Annotated in this window: 15 protein-coding genes and 1 riboswitch; all 15 genes read right to left on the bottom strand. The window is 41.8% G+C overall.

Features of this window, described 5'->3' with window-relative positions:
- Nucleotides 1–9: 9 nt before the first annotated feature.
- Nucleotides 10–1,032, bottom strand: coding sequence for an SDR family oxidoreductase (locus EC604_RS08035; RefSeq protein ID WP_123063655.1), 1,023 nt, complete (start codon nucleotides 1,030–1,032; stop codon nucleotides 10–12).
- Between the two features lie 147 nt (nucleotides 1,033–1,179).
- Nucleotides 1,180–1,605, bottom strand: coding sequence for a cupredoxin domain-containing protein (locus EC604_RS08040; RefSeq protein ID WP_123063656.1), 426 nt, complete (start codon nucleotides 1,603–1,605; stop codon nucleotides 1,180–1,182).
- 102 nt (nucleotides 1,606–1,707) lie between these two features.
- Nucleotides 1,708–2,676 (bottom strand): EamA family transporter, encoded by a 969-nt coding sequence (locus EC604_RS08045; RefSeq protein WP_123063657.1) that lies wholly within the window; start codon nucleotides 2,674–2,676, stop codon nucleotides 1,708–1,710.
- A gap of 105 nt (nucleotides 2,677–2,781) precedes the next feature.
- Nucleotides 2,782–2,892: riboswitch (purine riboswitch) on the bottom strand.
- Between the two features lie 142 nt (nucleotides 2,893–3,034).
- Nucleotides 3,035–5,242, bottom strand: a complete 2,208-nt coding sequence (locus EC604_RS08050; protein ID WP_123063658.1) for a DEAD/DEAH box helicase — start codon at nucleotides 5,240–5,242, stop codon at nucleotides 3,035–3,037.
- Nucleotides 5,239–6,615 carry an ATP-binding protein gene (locus tag EC604_RS08055; protein ID WP_123063659.1) on the bottom strand — a complete coding sequence of 459 codons (1,377 nt, stop codon included), beginning with the start codon at nucleotides 6,613–6,615 and terminating at the stop codon, nucleotides 5,239–5,241. Before EC604_RS08055 ends, EC604_RS08050 begins: the two co-directional genes overlap by 4 nt.
- A 5-nt stretch (nucleotides 6,616–6,620) precedes the next feature.
- The gene (locus EC604_RS08060) at nucleotides 6,621–8,201 is read right to left on the bottom strand and encodes a TerB N-terminal domain-containing protein (RefSeq protein WP_123063660.1); all 1,581 of its coding nucleotides are present in this window, start codon (nucleotides 8,199–8,201) and stop codon (nucleotides 6,621–6,623) included.
- A 296-nt stretch (nucleotides 8,202–8,497) separates the two neighbouring features.
- Nucleotides 8,498–9,877, bottom strand: a complete 1,380-nt coding sequence (locus EC604_RS08065; protein WP_123063661.1) for an MATE family efflux transporter — start codon at nucleotides 9,875–9,877, stop codon at nucleotides 8,498–8,500.
- Nucleotides 9,878–9,900: 23 nt separating this feature from the next.
- Nucleotides 9,901–11,067: a galactosyltransferase-related protein gene (locus EC604_RS08070; protein ID WP_123063662.1), complete on the bottom strand. Its 1,167-nt coding sequence runs from the start codon at nucleotides 11,065–11,067 to the stop codon at nucleotides 9,901–9,903.
- Entirely contained in the window at nucleotides 11,048–12,202 is a 1,155-nt protein-coding gene (locus EC604_RS08075) for a glycosyltransferase family 4 protein (RefSeq protein WP_123063663.1), read from the bottom strand. Before EC604_RS08075 ends, EC604_RS08070 begins: the two co-directional genes overlap by 20 nt.
- A complete protein-coding gene (locus EC604_RS08080; RefSeq protein ID WP_123063664.1) occupies nucleotides 12,199–12,978 on the bottom strand; it encodes a sugar phosphate nucleotidyltransferase in 780 nt (259 codons plus the stop codon). The genes EC604_RS08075 and EC604_RS08080 overlap by 4 nt, the downstream gene beginning before the upstream one ends.
- A 2-nt stretch (nucleotides 12,979–12,980) precedes the next feature.
- Nucleotides 12,981–13,925 (bottom strand): hypothetical protein, encoded by a 945-nt coding sequence (locus EC604_RS08085; RefSeq protein ID WP_123063665.1) that lies wholly within the window; start codon nucleotides 13,923–13,925, stop codon nucleotides 12,981–12,983.
- 36 nt (nucleotides 13,926–13,961) lie between these two features.
- On the bottom strand, nucleotides 13,962–14,648 hold the full coding sequence (locus EC604_RS08090; protein WP_161556883.1) for an HAD family hydrolase: 687 nt from the start codon (nucleotides 14,646–14,648) through the stop codon (nucleotides 13,962–13,964).
- Nucleotides 14,632–15,591 carry a GDP-mannose 4,6-dehydratase gene (locus EC604_RS08095; protein ID WP_123063667.1) on the bottom strand — a complete coding sequence of 320 codons (960 nt, stop codon included), beginning with the start codon at nucleotides 15,589–15,591 and terminating at the stop codon, nucleotides 14,632–14,634. Before EC604_RS08095 ends, EC604_RS08090 begins: the two co-directional genes overlap by 17 nt.
- Nucleotides 15,592–15,595: 4 nt before the next feature.
- A complete protein-coding gene (locus EC604_RS08100; protein WP_123063668.1) occupies nucleotides 15,596–16,885 on the bottom strand; it encodes a hypothetical protein in 1,290 nt (429 codons plus the stop codon).
- 2 nt (nucleotides 16,886–16,887) lie between these two features.
- Complete coding sequence (locus EC604_RS08105; RefSeq protein WP_123063669.1) at nucleotides 16,888–18,384, bottom strand: asparagine synthetase B family protein; 1,497 nt, start codon at nucleotides 18,382–18,384, stop codon at nucleotides 16,888–16,890.
- Nucleotides 18,385–18,401 lie beyond the last annotated feature (17 nt).

The following is an 18,401-nucleotide window of genomic DNA, read 5'->3' on the forward strand; positions in this document are numbered from 1 at the left end:
TTTCGAGTCTTATTTTCCATCTCTGATTTTAAGCAACGCCTCGTCCAATGTGCTGACAACCCGATCACACCACTGATCGAATTCAGAATCCTCCATTTGTAATTCGGGGTGCTTCAGAATATGCACAATCGTACTGCGTATGCCTTGATCCGCCCTTGTCGTTGCAACAAAATCAGGAACCAGCCGTTTCAGTTTGCTGTTATCAAAAACAACCGTGTTGGCTTTATCTCCAAGCAAACCACCCCGGAAATCCAAATCACTGCTAGCCGCCAAAAAATCCGATGGCACATGAACTGCATGCAACTTGACCCCAAGCACATCAGCAATGATTTCATGAATCTGGTTCCATGTGACAGACTCATCCGAGGTGATATGTACAGCCTCACCGATAGCGTGGATGTTGCCCATTAAGCCGATAAAACCTTTGGCAAAATCGGTGTTGTGTGTAATCGTCCATAACGAAGTGCCATCACCGTGGATGATCACTGGTTTATTTTCAAGCATACGCTTCAGAACCTGCCAGCTTCCCTTCGCACCATGCACACCAAGCGGTACGGACTTATTGCCATAGGTATGGCTTGGACGAACAATGGTCACAGGAAAACCTTCATCCCGATATAATTTCATAAGGTAGTCTTCACACGCAATTTTGTTACGGGAGTATTCCCAGAATGGATTCGATAATGGCGTTCCTTCGGTGATTCTGTAATCGGACAGCGGTGTCTGGTAAGCCGATGCGGAACTTATAAAAATGAACTGCTTGGTCTTGCCTTGAAACAACCGATAATCTCTCTCCAGCTGAGCGGGTACGAATGCAATAAAATCAGCAACTACATCAAATTGTAAATCGGCGATCAGCTCGGCCACCCGTTTTTCGTCATTAATGTCGGCTTGAAGAACCTTGACTTCTGCAGGCAAATCATCGTTATGATTGCCGCGATTAATCAAATACAATTCACAGCCTTGCTTCGCAAGCATCTCGGTAATAGCTGTACTTATAGTGCCTGTCCCTCCGATAAATAGCGCTTTCATTGCTGCACCTCCAGATCGATTATGTTCCTCGTTCATGATATCATGCAGGCAAAAAAGGAGCAAAGTCCGGTTGCCCGAACTCTGCTCCTCTATATGAGTTGAACTAAAGATCTCTGGAGAACATTCCCTATCCGTTACGCTGACTCTCTAAATAACCTTAATCGTTCCGTAGATCATGTACATCCCGCAGTGAAGCTCATATTCTCCTGGGGCGACGTTCTGATCAACGGTGTAGTAGTTATCTCCCTTTTGCATATAAAGATCCATGCCTAACTTCTCTGCAGCGACAGATTTGACGTGTGTCACGCTTCGGGTCAGGATGAAATTAATTTTCGTAGGCACTCCAGATTTCACCTCAATGACATTCGGCTCAAATCCTTCGTTGCTCACGTTCACATTAATGACCTCATATCCCTTCAAATCCTCCGGTGTTTCGACCTTGGCCGTTACTGCATTGCCCGATCCCGGGGATACGTCTTTGCCCATGAAGTATACAAAAAATCCACTAAGCAGAGCAATCACAGCCACACCCAAGGTTAAGATCGGCCATGTCTTTTTAAACCAGTTATTCATATACACACTCCTTATCCCGTTGTCCCATCTTCATTTTTAAGTGGATGGATGTACTATACAAGCATACCCCATTCTTAACTTAATGAAAATGACCCCTCTGGGCTATCCGGAATATACAGGTGTGCTCCGACTTCGCCGTGCTCTCATTTTGTACAATTCTGGCAGAGCCACACCAATCAGTACGATCACGACACCAAACCACTGTAGAGCGCTAACATGCTCATGCAGTACGATGGAGGATAAAAGCACCGCAACCGGAAGCTCAACTGCCCCCAGAATACCTGCCATATCTCCACCAATATGAGGTACGCCGATGGCGAACAGCACTGGAGGGATAAAAGCACCAAAAAAACCAAGCAATAATCCAAATATAAGCAGTTGACTCCAGATTAGACCGTTAAAGAGGAAAGTCGGCGGGAACAAGATGCACAGCAGAATCAATCCGCCTGTAACCATCCATGCACTGCGAAATGCAGGGTGTCCAGAAGGAACCGCTTTACCGCTGAATAATACAAACAAGGAGTAACTAACAGCAGCCATTAATCCGAGCGCAATCCCTAAACCACTGAGTTTACTAATGCCCTGTTCCAGAAAACCTGCTGCCAGCAAGGTTCCCCCAAACAGAATAAAGAGGGTCAGGAACGTAATTTTGTCTGGACGCTGACGTTTGCTAATCGCCTGAATCAGCACGCTAATCCACGTAAATTGGAAGAGCAGGATGATCGCAAGTGATGCCGGAATGTAACGCAACGATTGGTAATATACGAGTCCCGTAATTACGGTTGGTGTCCCGGCGGCCATTAGCATCAAACGTTGTTTCCAAGTTAGACGTGTGAAGACCTGTGAAGGGCTAGCCGATGCAACCTTAGCCTGGCCACCAGCAGCCTGTGCTTTGCGTTTAGCTCTAAAACGTGTGTATAGAGCCAGCATCCATGACAAGATGAAGCCGGTAATCAGTTGTGTTCCCACAACCTCACCAAGTTGATATCCCTGGCCATACGCCAGTACAACAATGGTGGACAGAATACCATAACTCATCGCGCCTGCAAGGACTGACAAATAATATTTCATGTGTAATTAACCTCCTGATGATTCAATAATGCGCCCCGTGTCCGGGCTCATGTAAGGTCACAACCACGTATTAAATGCAAAAAATCCTAACTCCGAGCAAGGAATATATTGATTCCTTTGCATCGTAGTTAGGAAGTATAGGCTTCCCGTAGAGACCCTCGCCCTGTGTACACTTTCGGCCTGCGAGGTTATACGAAATGAAGTATGCAATTTAACTATCGCTCATGTGTGACGACTTTTCATATATTACATGGGAGGTCAGGTGGTGTCAACCCATTTCTTTTTAATTTCGAACTTACAAATTTTTAAAATTGTAAACTTTAAACGGCCAATCTCATTTGTTCACTCTAGCGCCGCTCTAACTTTCCCACTCTAACGTCTTTTGCAATCCTGATTTCAATCCTTCGAGGTCTAGCCCATCCACCGCGAAAGCTTCACGAATCAAAGGTGGTGCTATAAATTCATCATATTTGCCAAGATACGGTGCTTCATCCTCAGCAAGCAGATCAGATGCATCCTGAGCCGTTCGACACTCACTCATCATCTCGGCTAACAAGGTTCGTTCATCCACTTTGCCTGATACCACAAAATAGTATGGTTCCATCGGCACAACGGAACGCAAAGCGAGCCTTTCAGACAAATTATGTTTCATCAACCGCTCCAGCGTGCGAAACGATTTGCTTCCTACCCACGGCAACACATACATGGAATCACCGCCCGCGGGAATGACGACCTGTTTGAGCAATCCGCTCTCGCGAGCCAGGCGACGTGCACGCTCCAAACGGTTCACCGCTTGTGGAGACAGATACGGGTATATCACGGATTCGGACAGCACTTCGCGCATTTTTTGTACGACCGCGGTATGAATATCTCCACCTGCACCAAGCCACAGTGTATCGACTTTGCCCTTCGCGGACTTCACGTACACAGCCTTGTGCTTGTGATCCACCTCTTCCACCTTCCACAGCTTGCCAGCGAGCGAGAAACAATAGCCTGGCGGCGGCACGGTCGTGATCGACCCGATCTCTTCCGAACCGTTCAGCACTTTATGCTCTTCATCGTCCTTGAACACGGCATAGAAGCGATAGTTGTTTACGATCTTTTCACCCGTGAGTCCGATAATCAGCGTCTGTTCCTCCGTCCATTGCAGATGATCTGTCGCAATCAGGTAATTCAGGAACGTTTGATATTGATCCGGTGTAATCTCTGAAAACGGCGCCAGGGAGAGGATCGCGGCCGCAAGCTCTCTTGGCTCAGCCTCCCCCATACTTTTCAACATGCTCATCGTCTGGTGATAGAGAACGCCAATGGGCATTTTCCGAGCTTCAAGTGGCTCTACCCATTTGGTTTTAACATACAGCTCAATCACAGCTATTGCACGCATTAATGTCCATGGCATACGAGCGGGCAACTGCGCTTCCTCGTCTTCTTCCTCCGGGCATACAAAAAGCATCTCCGATGCCATATCATCACGCCTACCCGAGCGACCTAGCCGCTGAACGAAACTCGAAGCACTATAAGGTGCCCCAAGCTGAACGACACGTTCCAATTCTCCCAGATCAATGCCGAGTTCCAGCGTAACCGTCGCCGCAGCGACAGCAGGACCTGCACCTGTCCGCAAAGCCGCTTCGGTTTCTTCTCTCAGCATGGCCGATATACTTCCATGATGCACATGGAACACATCCCGCTCTTCTCTGCGCGCTGCAACACGGCGCATCTCCAGAATGGTGACTTCCGCATCCGTGCGGCTGTTGGTGAAAATCAGTGCTTTTTTGCGATAGGTGCTCTCGTAAATAAAGTCGTAATAGGCTTTACGCGCATGATGAAGCTGCTCAGCCTGCTCTTCGTTCTGTGCATCCGGGAATGAAAAATGCTCCACCCGCAGCCGCAGCTTGCGTCCGCCCGGGGAGGATACTACATCGACGCCTTGCCGCGTCCCTGCTGCAAGCCAAGCTGTCGCTGCATCATAATCGCTAAGTGTAGCGGATAGTCCAACTCTTCTAGGGGAACAGCCCGCCATACGTTCGATTCGAGCTAGTTGACTCAACACCTGAATGCCCCGATCTGCTCCCATAAACGCATGTACCTCATCGATAATGACATAACGCAGATCATGAAAAAGCGCTGGAATCGCATTCGGACGATTCATCAAGAGCCCTTCCAGCGATTCGGGCGTAATCTGCAGCACACCTGACGGTTTTTTCATCAGCTTGGTTTTCTCAGACTGCGGCACATCCCCATGCCAATGCCAGACAGGAATATTCCCTTCCGTGAGCAAGTCTTTGAGTCGTTCGAACTGGTCGTTAATCAGTGCTTTTAAAGGGCCAATATACAGAATTCCCACCGACTTGGAAGGCTCATCATACAGTTCAGTCAACGCGGGAAAAAAAGCGGCCTCCGTCTTGCCGGAAGCCGTCCCCGCCGCAATCAGCATGTGGTGAGAGGAATGAAAACAAATGTTGCACGCTTCAATCTGCGCAGGACGCAGCGATTCCCATCTTTTTTTATATATAAATTCCTGCACAAACGGGGCCAGTCTATAAAATGGATTTGGATTGTCACTCATAGTTCGAACTCCGCCAGAAAATCATCCAGCTCATCCGGCTCCTGTGTTGAACCAGACGTTCCACGACCCGAACTGTTCGCCTGTACTGCACGCTCACCGAGTAGCTGCTCATATGTGACATCAGGATTCTGTTGCAGCGTATGTAACACATCCATAAAGTCCCGCACCACTTCTCGTGTTGTCAAAAGCTCATCCGCACCCAAACGATTCACAGCCATTTGCATAAAATCAACTAATTGTTCATCGCTCAAACTCGCCGTATACGCAAAATGAAGGGCATGAATCTGGCGTAACTTTTGTAACAAAATCAAAATTTCTTCATGCGATAACATCGCAAGTTTGATAATGGGACCCGTATAATTCGCATATGCACTTGCGGCATAACGACCGTCAATAAGTCTGGAACGAAGCGCTTCATAGCTGAATAAACCACGGCGTTCATCTTCTACAAACTGAGGAGTCCCCCCCACAAAAATGCCCAGGTGCTCGGCTTTCCCCTGCATTGTATCATTAAACATCGTCAGCAGCTTCTCGTAGTTACTTTGACGCGAAACGCTGTTTGTAATTTTATACAGATTCACTGCTTCGTCGATAAAGAGCAACAGCCCTTTGTAACCGATGCGCGCCGTAAATTCAGACCATAATTTGAAATAGTCATACCAGTTGTCATCATCGATAATTACACCCACGGAGAGCTCTTTCTTGGCCTCCGTTTTGGTTGCGAATTCGCCCCGAAGCCAGCGGAGTGCAGACTGTTTCAGGTCATCATCGGCAAGTTTGTAACCATTCCAGTAAGAAGCAAGCACTTTGGCAAAATCAAAACCGTGAACCAGATTCTGCATCTCACCTGTCACCAGGTAAATCTGTTTCTCTACCTCCAGTGGTAACGCAGGATCATCTGGACGTATATTCAACTGGGTCATCGCTGTTTGCTGCAAGCCTGCAATCCATTTTTGCAAAATAGGCTCCAATGCCCCACCATCCGGGCGTGTTCGTGTAGACAATCGTGTCATCAGCTCACGATAAGTCGCCAAACCTTGTCCTTTCGCGCCAACAAGTCTACGCTCTGGGGAGAGATCCGCATCCGCAACCACAAATTCACGATCCATCGCATAGTTACGAATCATTTGCAAAAGAAAGCTTTTACCGCTGCCATAACGGCCAGTAATCAATTTAAATGCCGCACCGCCTTCAGCGATGTTATCTAAATCTCGCAGGATTGCCTCTACTTCCGGCTTTCGTCCTACAGCAATTTGTTCCAGACCAATCCGCGGCACGACACCTGCCGTTAATGAATTCACCAGTGCGGTGGTCAAGCGTTTTGGAATCTTAAGCTGGTTTGGTTGATGTTCATTCACTCTATGCTCCGTCATGTCAATCACCTCTTCACATGTTCAAATACATCGATATAATCAGCAACGATTCGGTCACCATCAACCAGCAGGTCTCCGATGGTTTCCATTGCGATATCATTCATTTCATCCAGTAAAAGTGCAGGCATCGTTCCCGTTTCTTCGGCAAGACGCATCAAATCGCCATCCGGATGCTCACCAAGCAAAGCGTGGATGGCTCTTACATGCCGGGAGTCCAACCTCTCGGCGAATTCCCGCCACTCCTCTGATACATGGGCTTCCGCCGCTTCGTCCCACATAAGAACTTCATTCCACAAATCTGAACTCCCCGATGGTTGGACCCTGTTCTCTAAAATCGGTAGTGAACTGTCTTGCTGTTCTTGGCAGAGCAACTCATCTATTCCGTGTCTTTCATTCCCGTCTGCGTTTTCTTCAAGGCCAGATGCAGCCTCATCCGATTCGGAATGTGCATTATCTTCAATGCTCAGCGCCTTACGCACATATTCGCTATCCTCCTGCAAAGATGCCAATTTGGCCGTATCGATCTGAATGGCTGGCGCAGTTACGGCCTCAGCTTGTTCCATGGCAAAAGCTCTTTCCAGATAACGCTCAATCACACTGGCAAGCTCAGGCTCCAGCGTTTTACCGCGCAAACGACCTCGGAAGCCTAACAGTTCACGCAGCTTATTTTCCGTACAGCGGTAAATCCGGGTTAACCTCTTCACAAATTGTTGATCCGATATGAAAGGAAAATGAGTGAACGTAACAAATCTGCCGTAAATGGACTCGTCATACACCGCTTTATGAAATAGCGTGCGTTTCACTGTCTGCTCGGCTTTCGGTTGGAGTTCAGGCAAGAGCCCTCTTTGTTGCGTCCGCTTCAAATACGAATCCATTACAGCCATCACTTTGGGCACATATCGTTCCATCCATTCTTTGCCGCCATCACGGTAAAAGGTGTTCATCGTAACATCATAGTCATAATACCATTTCAGCATATCCAGCGTTACCTCAGCGACATTCTCCTGTAACACCTGTTGTAATTCCTTGTCCAACAATGATGCTGGCAAATAATCACCCGAAATCTTCATCACTTCACCAAATAATGCATGAAGATCGTGAACTAGAATGTAATCGACCACCCACTCCTGCATATAAACATGAAGCTGAGGAAGCCGCTCTCGGTAATTCAACCATAATCGTTTTAATTGGAGATAACCATCCTCCGGATGCAACCAGCCGATCCCGTTAATCAACTCGTAAACATGAACAAACAGATACGAGAGGTCGACATCCAGGTATCTTTCCTGGCGCACCTCCGTTCTCCAGTACAAATACCATTTCAGCTGCGCATCATTCATCACCCCATACGTCGGCCAGTAGCTCATAAACGGAACAGGTGAAGTTTCTTCTTCCGTAACTTCTGCGAGGCGTCTAGCCTCCTCAACAAATCGCTTCTCCGAAGACAATACGGCTCCCTGCGACTTGTGTGGTTGGCGAATTTGCTTCTCCAAAGATGAACGATCAGGTATACGAATCGAGGTTGTCTCTGTATCTTCACTTAGATCAATCTCCATGAATTCCAGCTGTTCCGAATGATCTCTCATGGAATTGAATCCACCTCTTTCAGGTCAAAATACGAACACGTGTATCCATACGCATCATTATAACACTTGTCCGGCTTCTTTGGGCGGCAAAACCATACTTTCTTTTAGTACATAAGCACTGTATTTTTATGAATCAAATATAAAACGACAAGATGCCTCTTATGGTTAAATGAGATTTCTCCTCATTCATCCTATAAGAGGCATTTACAATTTCGATTTCTGTTATACAATAGACAGATCTTTATTTATAATTCAATGTTTTAAAGGGACATTTTGCTTACTCACTTGCACATGACTCAATTTGTCACTTCTCTACTGTTTGAACTGTAGTCATAATCCACGACACCGGTTTTCTCCCATTTTCTTACTCTCCATCGTAGATAGTATACTAGCCCTCTGAGCACCTCATCAATGAATAATCCTAACCAAATTCCGAGTAAACCTAAACCAAAAACATAACCGAACAAATAACATAACGGAAGTCCCAAAACCCACATCACGATACAACCAACTACAGCTGAAAATTTTGCATCTCCTGCCGAAGCTAGTGAATAAGCTACGATAATATTCAAGGCTCTAACAGGTTCCCAAAACATACTAATTAACAATAAATTTTTGCACATTTTCAAAATCTCCGGATCATTCGTAAATAATCCAAAAATATAGTTCGAGGATAGATAAAATAGGAATACAACGATGAAATTAACCGACATACTTAATAAAAGACTTCTGTGAAGTTGTCTGTTTGCACCGTCAAAACTTTTTGCTCCAACATTTCGGGCAATGAGTATAGATGTGCCCACACCTATTGCTACAGACCACGAAGTCAACAAAAGTAATACATTAAATGTATACGTTTTCGCTGCCATTGAGCTTATCCCGAACAATAAGATCAAATAAGTCATGACTACGCTAACTAGCTGCACGGACATAGGTTCTATTGTGGATGGGACACCAATATTAAGTATGTGTCTGACAATGGTTTTGAAATGTCTCTTAAGATCCTCAAGCTTGCACGTCACATGCTCCCTCCAGTGAACGAAGATCACTAAGAAAACAAGACCCACAACCTGGGCGAATACTGTAGAAAATGCAATCCCCACTAATCCTAGCTTCGGAATACCAAAAGCACCTACTAAACAAATATAATTTAAAACGATATTAACGATATTGTATAAAATTGCCCCTACCATGGTAACCCAGGTTTTACCTTTAGCCGTAAGAATACCGTTATAAGTCGCTCGCATACATTCAAGAATCAAGGATGTTCCCGTTATACTTAAATATAAACTGGCAATGTTTTTATTTTCACCAGATAATCCTAACCATGTCCCAATTACATCAGATCCGAAAAACATGCACAAGCTCACAACCAAACCCAAGCAAAACATTAATATGATCGATATAACATAAGTCACATTGACGAACTCATTCTTTTTTGCGCCAAGGTATTGAGAAGCAACACTACAGCCAGCGTACCCCATTTGTTCGAATAAAGTATAAAATATCCCGTATAAGGGGAATAAAGCTCCGACACTCGCCGCATAATTTTCTGAGATTTGGCTCAAAAAAAATGAATCGGTTACCAAAATTAAATGTACCATTAATAGTTGTACACATATCGGCCATGATAGTTTCCAAAGTTTATATTCGCTAGGCTGTTGAGATTCAATCACCAATATATCCCTCTTTCCTTCAGTTAAGACGAATATTTATTAAGAACTCCTATATTGTCCTGCTCACTAATGGGATCGTTTATTAAATTCCGATTTAATTTTTCGCCTTCTATTCTCATTAATGGTCTTGGATGATCCAGATGATAAATGGGTAAATTCAGTCTTCTTATTTTTGTGGAAGCATAGATCCTGGAATAAAAATCATTATCTTCATCCCCCCAGCCCTCATACCTTTCATCGAAACCACCAATTTTAAAATATTCATTAGATCTTACGGCAATCATAAAACCGTATACTTCGTGCATCACTTGACCGTTCAAATTGTCCATTAAGCTGTTATAAGCAATCGTTGAGGGGATATGTTCTATAAAATAAGAAGTGGATCTTTCGTTTAAATTTATTCCACTTGTGTAAGGAACTACACACCCGATGCTGTCATCAAAAGATTCATAGATTTTATTAATCAATTCCCGAGGAGCCACGATATCAATATCCCAAAATAGTAATATTTCGGATTCCCGGCCACACACAGCACCTATATTTCTAGCCCATGAGACATTATATGCTGTTTCATTTTTAGCGAAAATGTAGTGGTCTACATAATCACTTATGACATCTTCATAACAATCCTCGGCATCTTGATTCACTGCAATAATGCTGTACTTACTTTTATCAATGAAACTATTATGAATTCCAAGTAATGAAGATAGTAAATTTCGTAATCTGAACTTATTGGCAATACGAAAAGGAAGGATTATTGCGATCGGAGCGGTCGTACTCTTTTTCACTAATTTATGCTTTATCAAGCTTTCTTTCAGAAAATGGATTTGATCATCTATTTTATTCGGTTCAGAAAGTTCATAGTAAGAAGGACCTTCGAAAGGCAGGATTCGCCCGAATTCTGCTAAATATTTTAGATGTTGATTTAATAGAGCAATCTCTCTCATATCTGTTATATTGCCAATGAGTTGCTTGGTTAAATTTTCTTTGAATTCAACATCCTGCATATGCTCATTCAAATGTTTTAACTTCTGCTCTAAATCGCTAATGCCACTTAGTCTAAGTAAAATATTGAAAATCTCTTCAAAAACAATGTGTACTCTATTGGCCATGGAAGGGCTAATTTTAGAACTCTCATCAAAATAAGTCCGGGCACAGAGCAAAGCCTGCTTAATGATTATATCGTTCATGTTTCCCAGCTCCTTCTAAAATATGTTCATAAACCTCAATGGTCTCCTTTGCCATCCTGATGGATGAAAAATCACGTTTTGCACGAATATATGCATTCTCCACATAAGTAGAAATATCCGCTTGGTTCTCTATAAAACAATGAAGTTTCTCCGTAAGATCTTGCACATCACCTACTTCAAAGAGCAGCCCATTTTTATTGTGTTCGATAATGTCATTAATTCCTCCAGCTTTTGATGCAATTACGGGCAAACGCAACATATTTGCTTCCACTATTGAAAGTCCAAAACCTTCTTCAAGGCTTGGAACAACCATAACGTCCGATGTAAGCATAAAATCCTTTACACTTTGGGAAGATACAGGGCCATGGAATGTAATGTAATCTTGCATACCGTAAAAAGAAATGATGTTATCCAATTGATTTTTATACATTACATCTGTAAGAGGACCTACAACAGAGAGCGTGAAATGAAAACTAAATTTAAGTTTGCCCAAAGCCTCGATCAAGATGTGTAACCCTTTTGGCGAATATACACGACCAACAAAGAGAATTTTAAGAGTACCGCTTGGAACATGGTTGCTTTGGTTTGTGAAGGAAGACATTCGATCAATATCAATGCCGTGAACAACCTTATACACGTTCGAGGCTTTCATGTTATGTTTTAAAGCTCTGTTGTAGTAGAAAGAACTTGGAGCTATGATTGCATCCAATTGAAGCCTCTCAAACAACAGCTTTACTCTACCCATTCCGAACGATTTTTCCTCAGGCTTATGCTCATGTATGGTAGCAACTAGGGGAATATTACAATGTTCTGAAATTATTTTCCCCAATAGACTTGCTTCGATACTATTAGCATGAATAATATCTATCTTTTTTGATTCAATTTCTTCCATACAGTCCAGTAATGAAAAGATCATTTCACGCCACGTAACCGTTTTGGATGATGTTATTTTTTCTATGTTTGCGGATGCTTGCAGATATTCAATTGGAGAGGTGTTATATTCTGGAGGATTTTCAGTTACACATATAACTTTCCAGCCGAAAGCAATTAATTCTTTCATTAAATCACTAATATAAACTTCTGCTCCTCCAGGATACGGAGAAATATTGGGGGCAAGAACAAGAACCGTTTTCATAACTGCAGTTCCTTTTCCATTAGAGACAAATTCCTTTTATAAGGGCCTATTGAGCCGCAATCGAAATGCCTTCCGTCTAAAGGTTGGGCCATTTTTCTAGGAATGCCAACCAAAGCATCTGTCAGATCGATTTCATTTTTCTTATTCATTTCAACATATTCAAGCTTCTGTATGAAATCATTGGGAAATACGTATCGACCGACAATTCCATGAAATTGCAGGGAGAAGTTATCTATAGAGCCAGGTTTCTCGTATAATTCATCGATGAAATAAGGACCAGGATCACCTTTAAAGTTAAACGTTACTCCGTACCTGTCAAACTCATCTTTTGTAATTGAATCCACCATCACGATTGGACAATCATACTCTTTTTGCAGTTCTATCATCTCTTTTAACGTATTGGTTCTATAGGAAACCAGTACATCCGGAAATACGACAAGAAAACCATCGCTTCCAATTATATGTTGGGAGGCTATGATTGCCCCGCCTGTCCCATCAGGAACATCTTGAATAACAAATTGAATAGAGACTGAACTTTCCTTCATTTTTTCAGATAGAGGGCTATTCTCTTTGAATGATCTTAAGAAGTAATCTTTAATAGCTAATTTTTCTTGAGTAATACTCACAATGATTTCTTTAATTCCAGCATCAATGCATTCTGTTACTGCATGATCAATAAGAGGTTTGCCTCCAACGTACAATAGTTCCTTGGGCATTGAGTTGGTTATTTCCTTCATTCGTGTACCTTTGCCTGAAGCAGGAATTATAGCTTTCATGTCTATTCTCCTTTAATACATGAGATTACATTGCTGACGACTTGTTGATGATTCTGGTATACTCTTTCTTCCTCAATACACTCCTTTAATAACTCCAGTGCAGCTTGAACCCTATTAAAGGAATGCACTCCCTCAGATACTTTTTCAGATAAATCATAACAACTCCCTTTTTTGGTACCGATAATCTCTATTTTGGTGGTAACGTCTTTAACGTTAGGTCTGTACGATACTAAAAAGGTAGCGATGCTATGGTTTATTACTCCAATCCCAACTTCTGATGATCCATACTCCGGTTTAATAATACGATCCGTATTCTCGACAACAACATCAGGGTAGTACCTGTTTGACATCCAGATTACCTCTTTGATTGCCCCAAACGCTTTTACTACAGGAGTAAGTAGATAGGGTGCTAAGTCCACCCTTAGCGCATCCTCATTTTTTAGCATCCATTCTCTTTGCACCTGTATAAAGCCTCTTCTGGCAGGACCACCACCAATAAATTGGCAATGCACCTCTACAATTTCACCTAAACTTTCATTTCTAATATCCAATAACATTCTGTCTTCTTCTGTTTGATTGGCCGAAACTGGAGCTGATACGATGGTACAATTATTCTGTTTCGCAATGGATAGCAATTCAGCCCATGCTGTTGAACTGTTTGCTGCCAGCTTTTCTGAAAATACGTTCCATCCCTTCTCTAGAAGTTCTCGGTTTGTAGATTCATGAGCAAAGACCGGGGTAAGATTCAAAGCAATTCCATGATAAGATTGTGGGGCAACTGGGATGTAATCACTCACTTCCACATTAGGTACTATTTTTTTTATATAAGTATGTCGTCCAACATCTTTTTCACAGATAATGATTTTGCTTTTTAATTGAATCAGCCAGGGAATATACAGAACCTCGGCAATTCTTCCGAAACCTAGCACAAGGACGTAATCAAACATAAGAGTATGTTCCTTTCTAACAACAACTGTACAGGACTAATCGTTGTCATCCGTTATAAGATCTAATAGCGATTGTATGGAATTATTTTGCTTTGGCTCGTATGGTCTGAATAACAACGCTTGAGCTCCCGCTTCCCTTGCGCAATCATAATCGTTTCGAACAGAATCTCCTATGTGCAAACATCGAGTTATTTCAACGTTGATTTGATCTGCTGAATATTTATAAATTTCCGGGTTAGGTTTATGGATTCCGATGACCCAGGAATCAATGATTTTATCCACTTTCTCTATTGTTTCAGCCTCTTCATCTTCTGAACAAATTTCAAGTTTTTTTAACAAATTGGACGCTAGACCATTTTCCGTATTCGTTACAATTACAATTTTTTTGTTTTTTCTTTTTAGAAATTGTATCGCTCTCTTGATTTCACTCCTATTTCTTGGTACCCATTCACTGAACAATATGATCTCCTGCAACCTTTCCTCGTTACCACGTATTCTTTCTGCTGGTATTCCTGATGAAATTGCAAAATCATATACGAATTTATTATCATCATCTCCTGGGCCCAATCCTGCACCAACATTACATCCAACAGGATAAAGAGCCTTGTCAATCATCTCTTCTTCCAAAGACAGATCATCAAACAAATTTTGAATTTTTCTAAAATCTGGCTTTAATAACACCCCTCCTGCGTCAAGGAATACTGCGTCAATTTGATCTAACATGTTGAACCTCCTTGGTCGGTGTAAGAAACCATTCATAGGTTAATCGAATTCCTTCTGGGAACCTAACTTGCGGAGACCAATTCATCTGGTCCTGAATCTTATCTATACAGAGAGAGACTCTTTGAACTTCGCCAGGAGAAGCAGCGCGATACTTCACTCTCGTTTCCTTGCCACTTACACTTGAGATTACGTTAAACACCTCAAGTACAGATGTTTCGATGCCTGTTCCCAAATTAAGTAGTCCCGACCCTTGTTCTAACGATTTAACAAACGCTACTGCCGCATCTTTAACATACAAATAATCTCTTGTAACCGAACCATCTCCATTAATAGTGCAATCCTCATTATTAATAATTTTATTGGTGAATATAGCAATTACACCGGATTCGCCATACGGATCTTGTCTAGGACCATATATATTACCAAGAGCTAATGCACAATAATCTAATCCAAAATGCTCTTTATACAAATCCAGATAATGGATAGCCGTTAATTTGGTCAGGCCATAGAAAGAACATGCCTTCAAAGGTAGATCCTCAACTAGCGGTAATTGTTCGTTTTCTACATTCCCATAAATAGTCCCACCACTCGTAGCAAAAACAAATTTTCTACAATCCGTTCTTCTAGCTGCCTCTAACACATTAACTAATCCATACATATTCGTTTCAACATCCAATAAAGGATTTTGTTGAGATACAGCCACACTAGGTTGTGCTGCGAGGTGGATCATGTAGTCAGGATTTATTTCTTGGATTATACTCACCACTGAACTGTCATTAATGTCTGCACAGATTAACCGCTTGATCTCCGTTTGATCTTCAAGATTTTTGATTCTTCCTGTTGAGAAGTTGTCCAAAACAAAAACATCATAGTTCTCTTTCAACAATTCGGAAACGACATGAGAACCAATGAAACCTGCCCCTCCGGTTATCAGTACTTTCATATCTTCAACACCTTTCTATGAAACCCATGTTTTCTAGATCACCAACTAAATCTTCATATCCTCTTGAAATTTGAAATTGATCATAAATTTCAATCGGTTCTTCGGATACAATAGCTGACAAGATTATTGCGGCAGAACCTCTGATGTCTGGACAATTTTCTACGCTGCCACCGTATATGGGTCCTTTCTCTCCCTGGATTTCGGCAACAGCTATTTTTCTATCATTTTTATAGGACTCACTTAAATTCACATTGACAAAGTTTCTTTTATCCTTATAAAAGTTAATAAATTGAAATCTTTTAAGAAATACATCATCTGTGATGGTACTTCTACCTGTGCTTTTAGTTGCCAGAATAAGCAAAGCAAATGGTCCCCAGTCACTACTGAATTTAGGTTCTGAGCCTGCTTCGATCAATGTGCTCTTCAACGATGTATCATTTTCAAATTGAATTTTTATGGAGGTTCCGGCATCATGAACTTCAATATTAAGATCTCTCATAAATTTCACAAATTCAGGTATGTTGATCTCTGACTTTGATTGGATAACAAAATTCTTTTCAGCTAAAATTGCGGCGGTTAGTAGGGTCACTGCATAAACTCTGTCTGAAGAGCATTCATATTGAACCTTCTTTGCAGTCATTGAGTGAAGTATTTGTAAATCAGGCAATTCCCCAACCATGGACACACCCAACTTCTGCATGCACTCCATTTGATCAGAACAAGAAGGCTCAACGGAGCAGTTACTTAATTCAGTTCTTCCCGGAACTAGGCAGGCACAAGCTAAGGCAATGACAGTTCCAGTCATTGTAGGATATTCAAAATGGATGTGAGCTGATTTTTTAATTTTCCATGATAATGTAACTGTATTAAGTTCTTCTTTATATTCAACGCCGAATTGTTTTAAAATAGAGTAATACCATTCAGAGGGTCTTTCACCAATATTACAGCCTGTTGGGACACCGATGATCGTCACTTTCTCTACACGGTTTAACAAAGCTGGAATGATACAAAAGATATTTCTTGATTGATTCAGAAGATCATTAGTTATCACCATTTCATCAGCGTAAATAGGATCTTTAAGATGTGCTATTTTTGTATGCTCGTTGAATTCTACCGTTTTAAATATATTTTTTAATACTTCTAGGATCACTTTGGAGTCTCTTATATTAGGGACATTTTCAAATAAACACTCTTCTGCTAAAGCTCCACAAGCAATCGAATGAGCAAACGAATGTTTTCCTCCAGGCAGATAAAATGTATCTGTTTTTAATTCCCTAGATTTCTTTAACTTCATGGTTATAAGCCTGCCTTTTGCAAATATTTAGCTTTGAAATACCCCTCGTCTACCGCTAAATCAATCAAGTACCTCTCAATGGGGTACCTTGCCATATATTCATACAACGTATTTTTCATTTCGCTTTCAAAATCGTTATTTTTTCCAAAAACATTTTTCATGTCCAAGTTCTCTCCATACTTATATCCGGCACCTTTAGACAATGACAGCTTTTTACGATTGCTGAACCCTTTCGGCAGCAGCTTATCGCCCATTTTCCTTAAGGGAATTTTATTTATAGTATCTGATACACATTGAGGATAAGAATAATTCAATGCAGCAGATACCAATCGTCGATCTAAAAATGGAACTCGGCATTCCAGGCCATAGGCCATTGCCATCCGATCCAGACGTCGACAATTGGTTTTATGTAAATCCTTTATCCTTGTAACTCTCTCTTCTTCTTTAAGAGCGAGATTTGGACTTTGGAAGTCTTCGTAACCAAAAAACAGTTCATCAGCTCCTTCTCCTGTTAGTACAACTTTATGACCATCATCTCGAATTCGTTTAAATAGTGCATCCATCGGTGCAGAATGGTTTATCACTTGCCACTGCCATGTCTCTACGATATGAACAATGTCCGGCAACTTATCTTTTAAAACCTCACTGTTTTCCCCTTTCACCTCAACTAAAGGGATATTCAAATTACTACATAATGAGCGGGCATATGGAAGATCAGGTGAAGTATCAGTAAACAAGGTGTACGCCGTAACATTTCTATTAAACTTTTTGGCCAAAGATACAATAATCGAGCTATCCAATCCACCAGATAACAAAATTGCATATTGTCCTTCGGGCACTCTCAATCCAACCGAATCACTTAGCAGTTCTAACAGATTGCAGTCTCTAAAAGCAGCATACGGTTCCCACCAAATCGTTGTGGTAATACTATTATTTTCTAATGAATAGCGATTAATTGACCCTGGCTGAACACACACTATTTCATCACCCGGCAAACCAGTTAAACCTTTTATCTCGCTTGAGAACATGAGTAAGTCCATGTTTCTTAAGTAATATAAAGGCTTAATTCCAAGGTGATCCCGAACAAAAACAACTTCTCTAGCTGCCATATCCAGGTAAATAAAAGAACCTTCCCAATTAATTTGTTTTATAACAAAATCAATCCCATACAATTCAATGAACTCTACCAAAAATTGAGTATCACCATATTCAGATTCGTTTATCCATTCTAAATGATGTTCATGAGCCAGCTCTTTATAATTAAAAATCTGAGCATTCATAACAAGAGCAGTCTGTCTATTCTTTGACAGTGCAGGTTGTGTATTATTGTTCGGTCTTACGATCGGCAATCTATTCGTACCAAGGCAAGTTCCATAATCCATATAATGTTTGCACTCACTCAAAGTTTCGGAGCGTCCTCGATGTTCAATCTGACTTAAAATTTGTCGCAATACATCTTCTCTTACAGTACGACCTACAACTCCAGCAATACCGCACATAAATTATCGATCCCCTT

Source organism: Paenibacillus amylolyticus (assembly GCF_003719335.1).
Lineage (GTDB): Bacteria > Bacillota > Bacilli > Paenibacillales > Paenibacillaceae > Paenibacillus > Paenibacillus amylolyticus_D.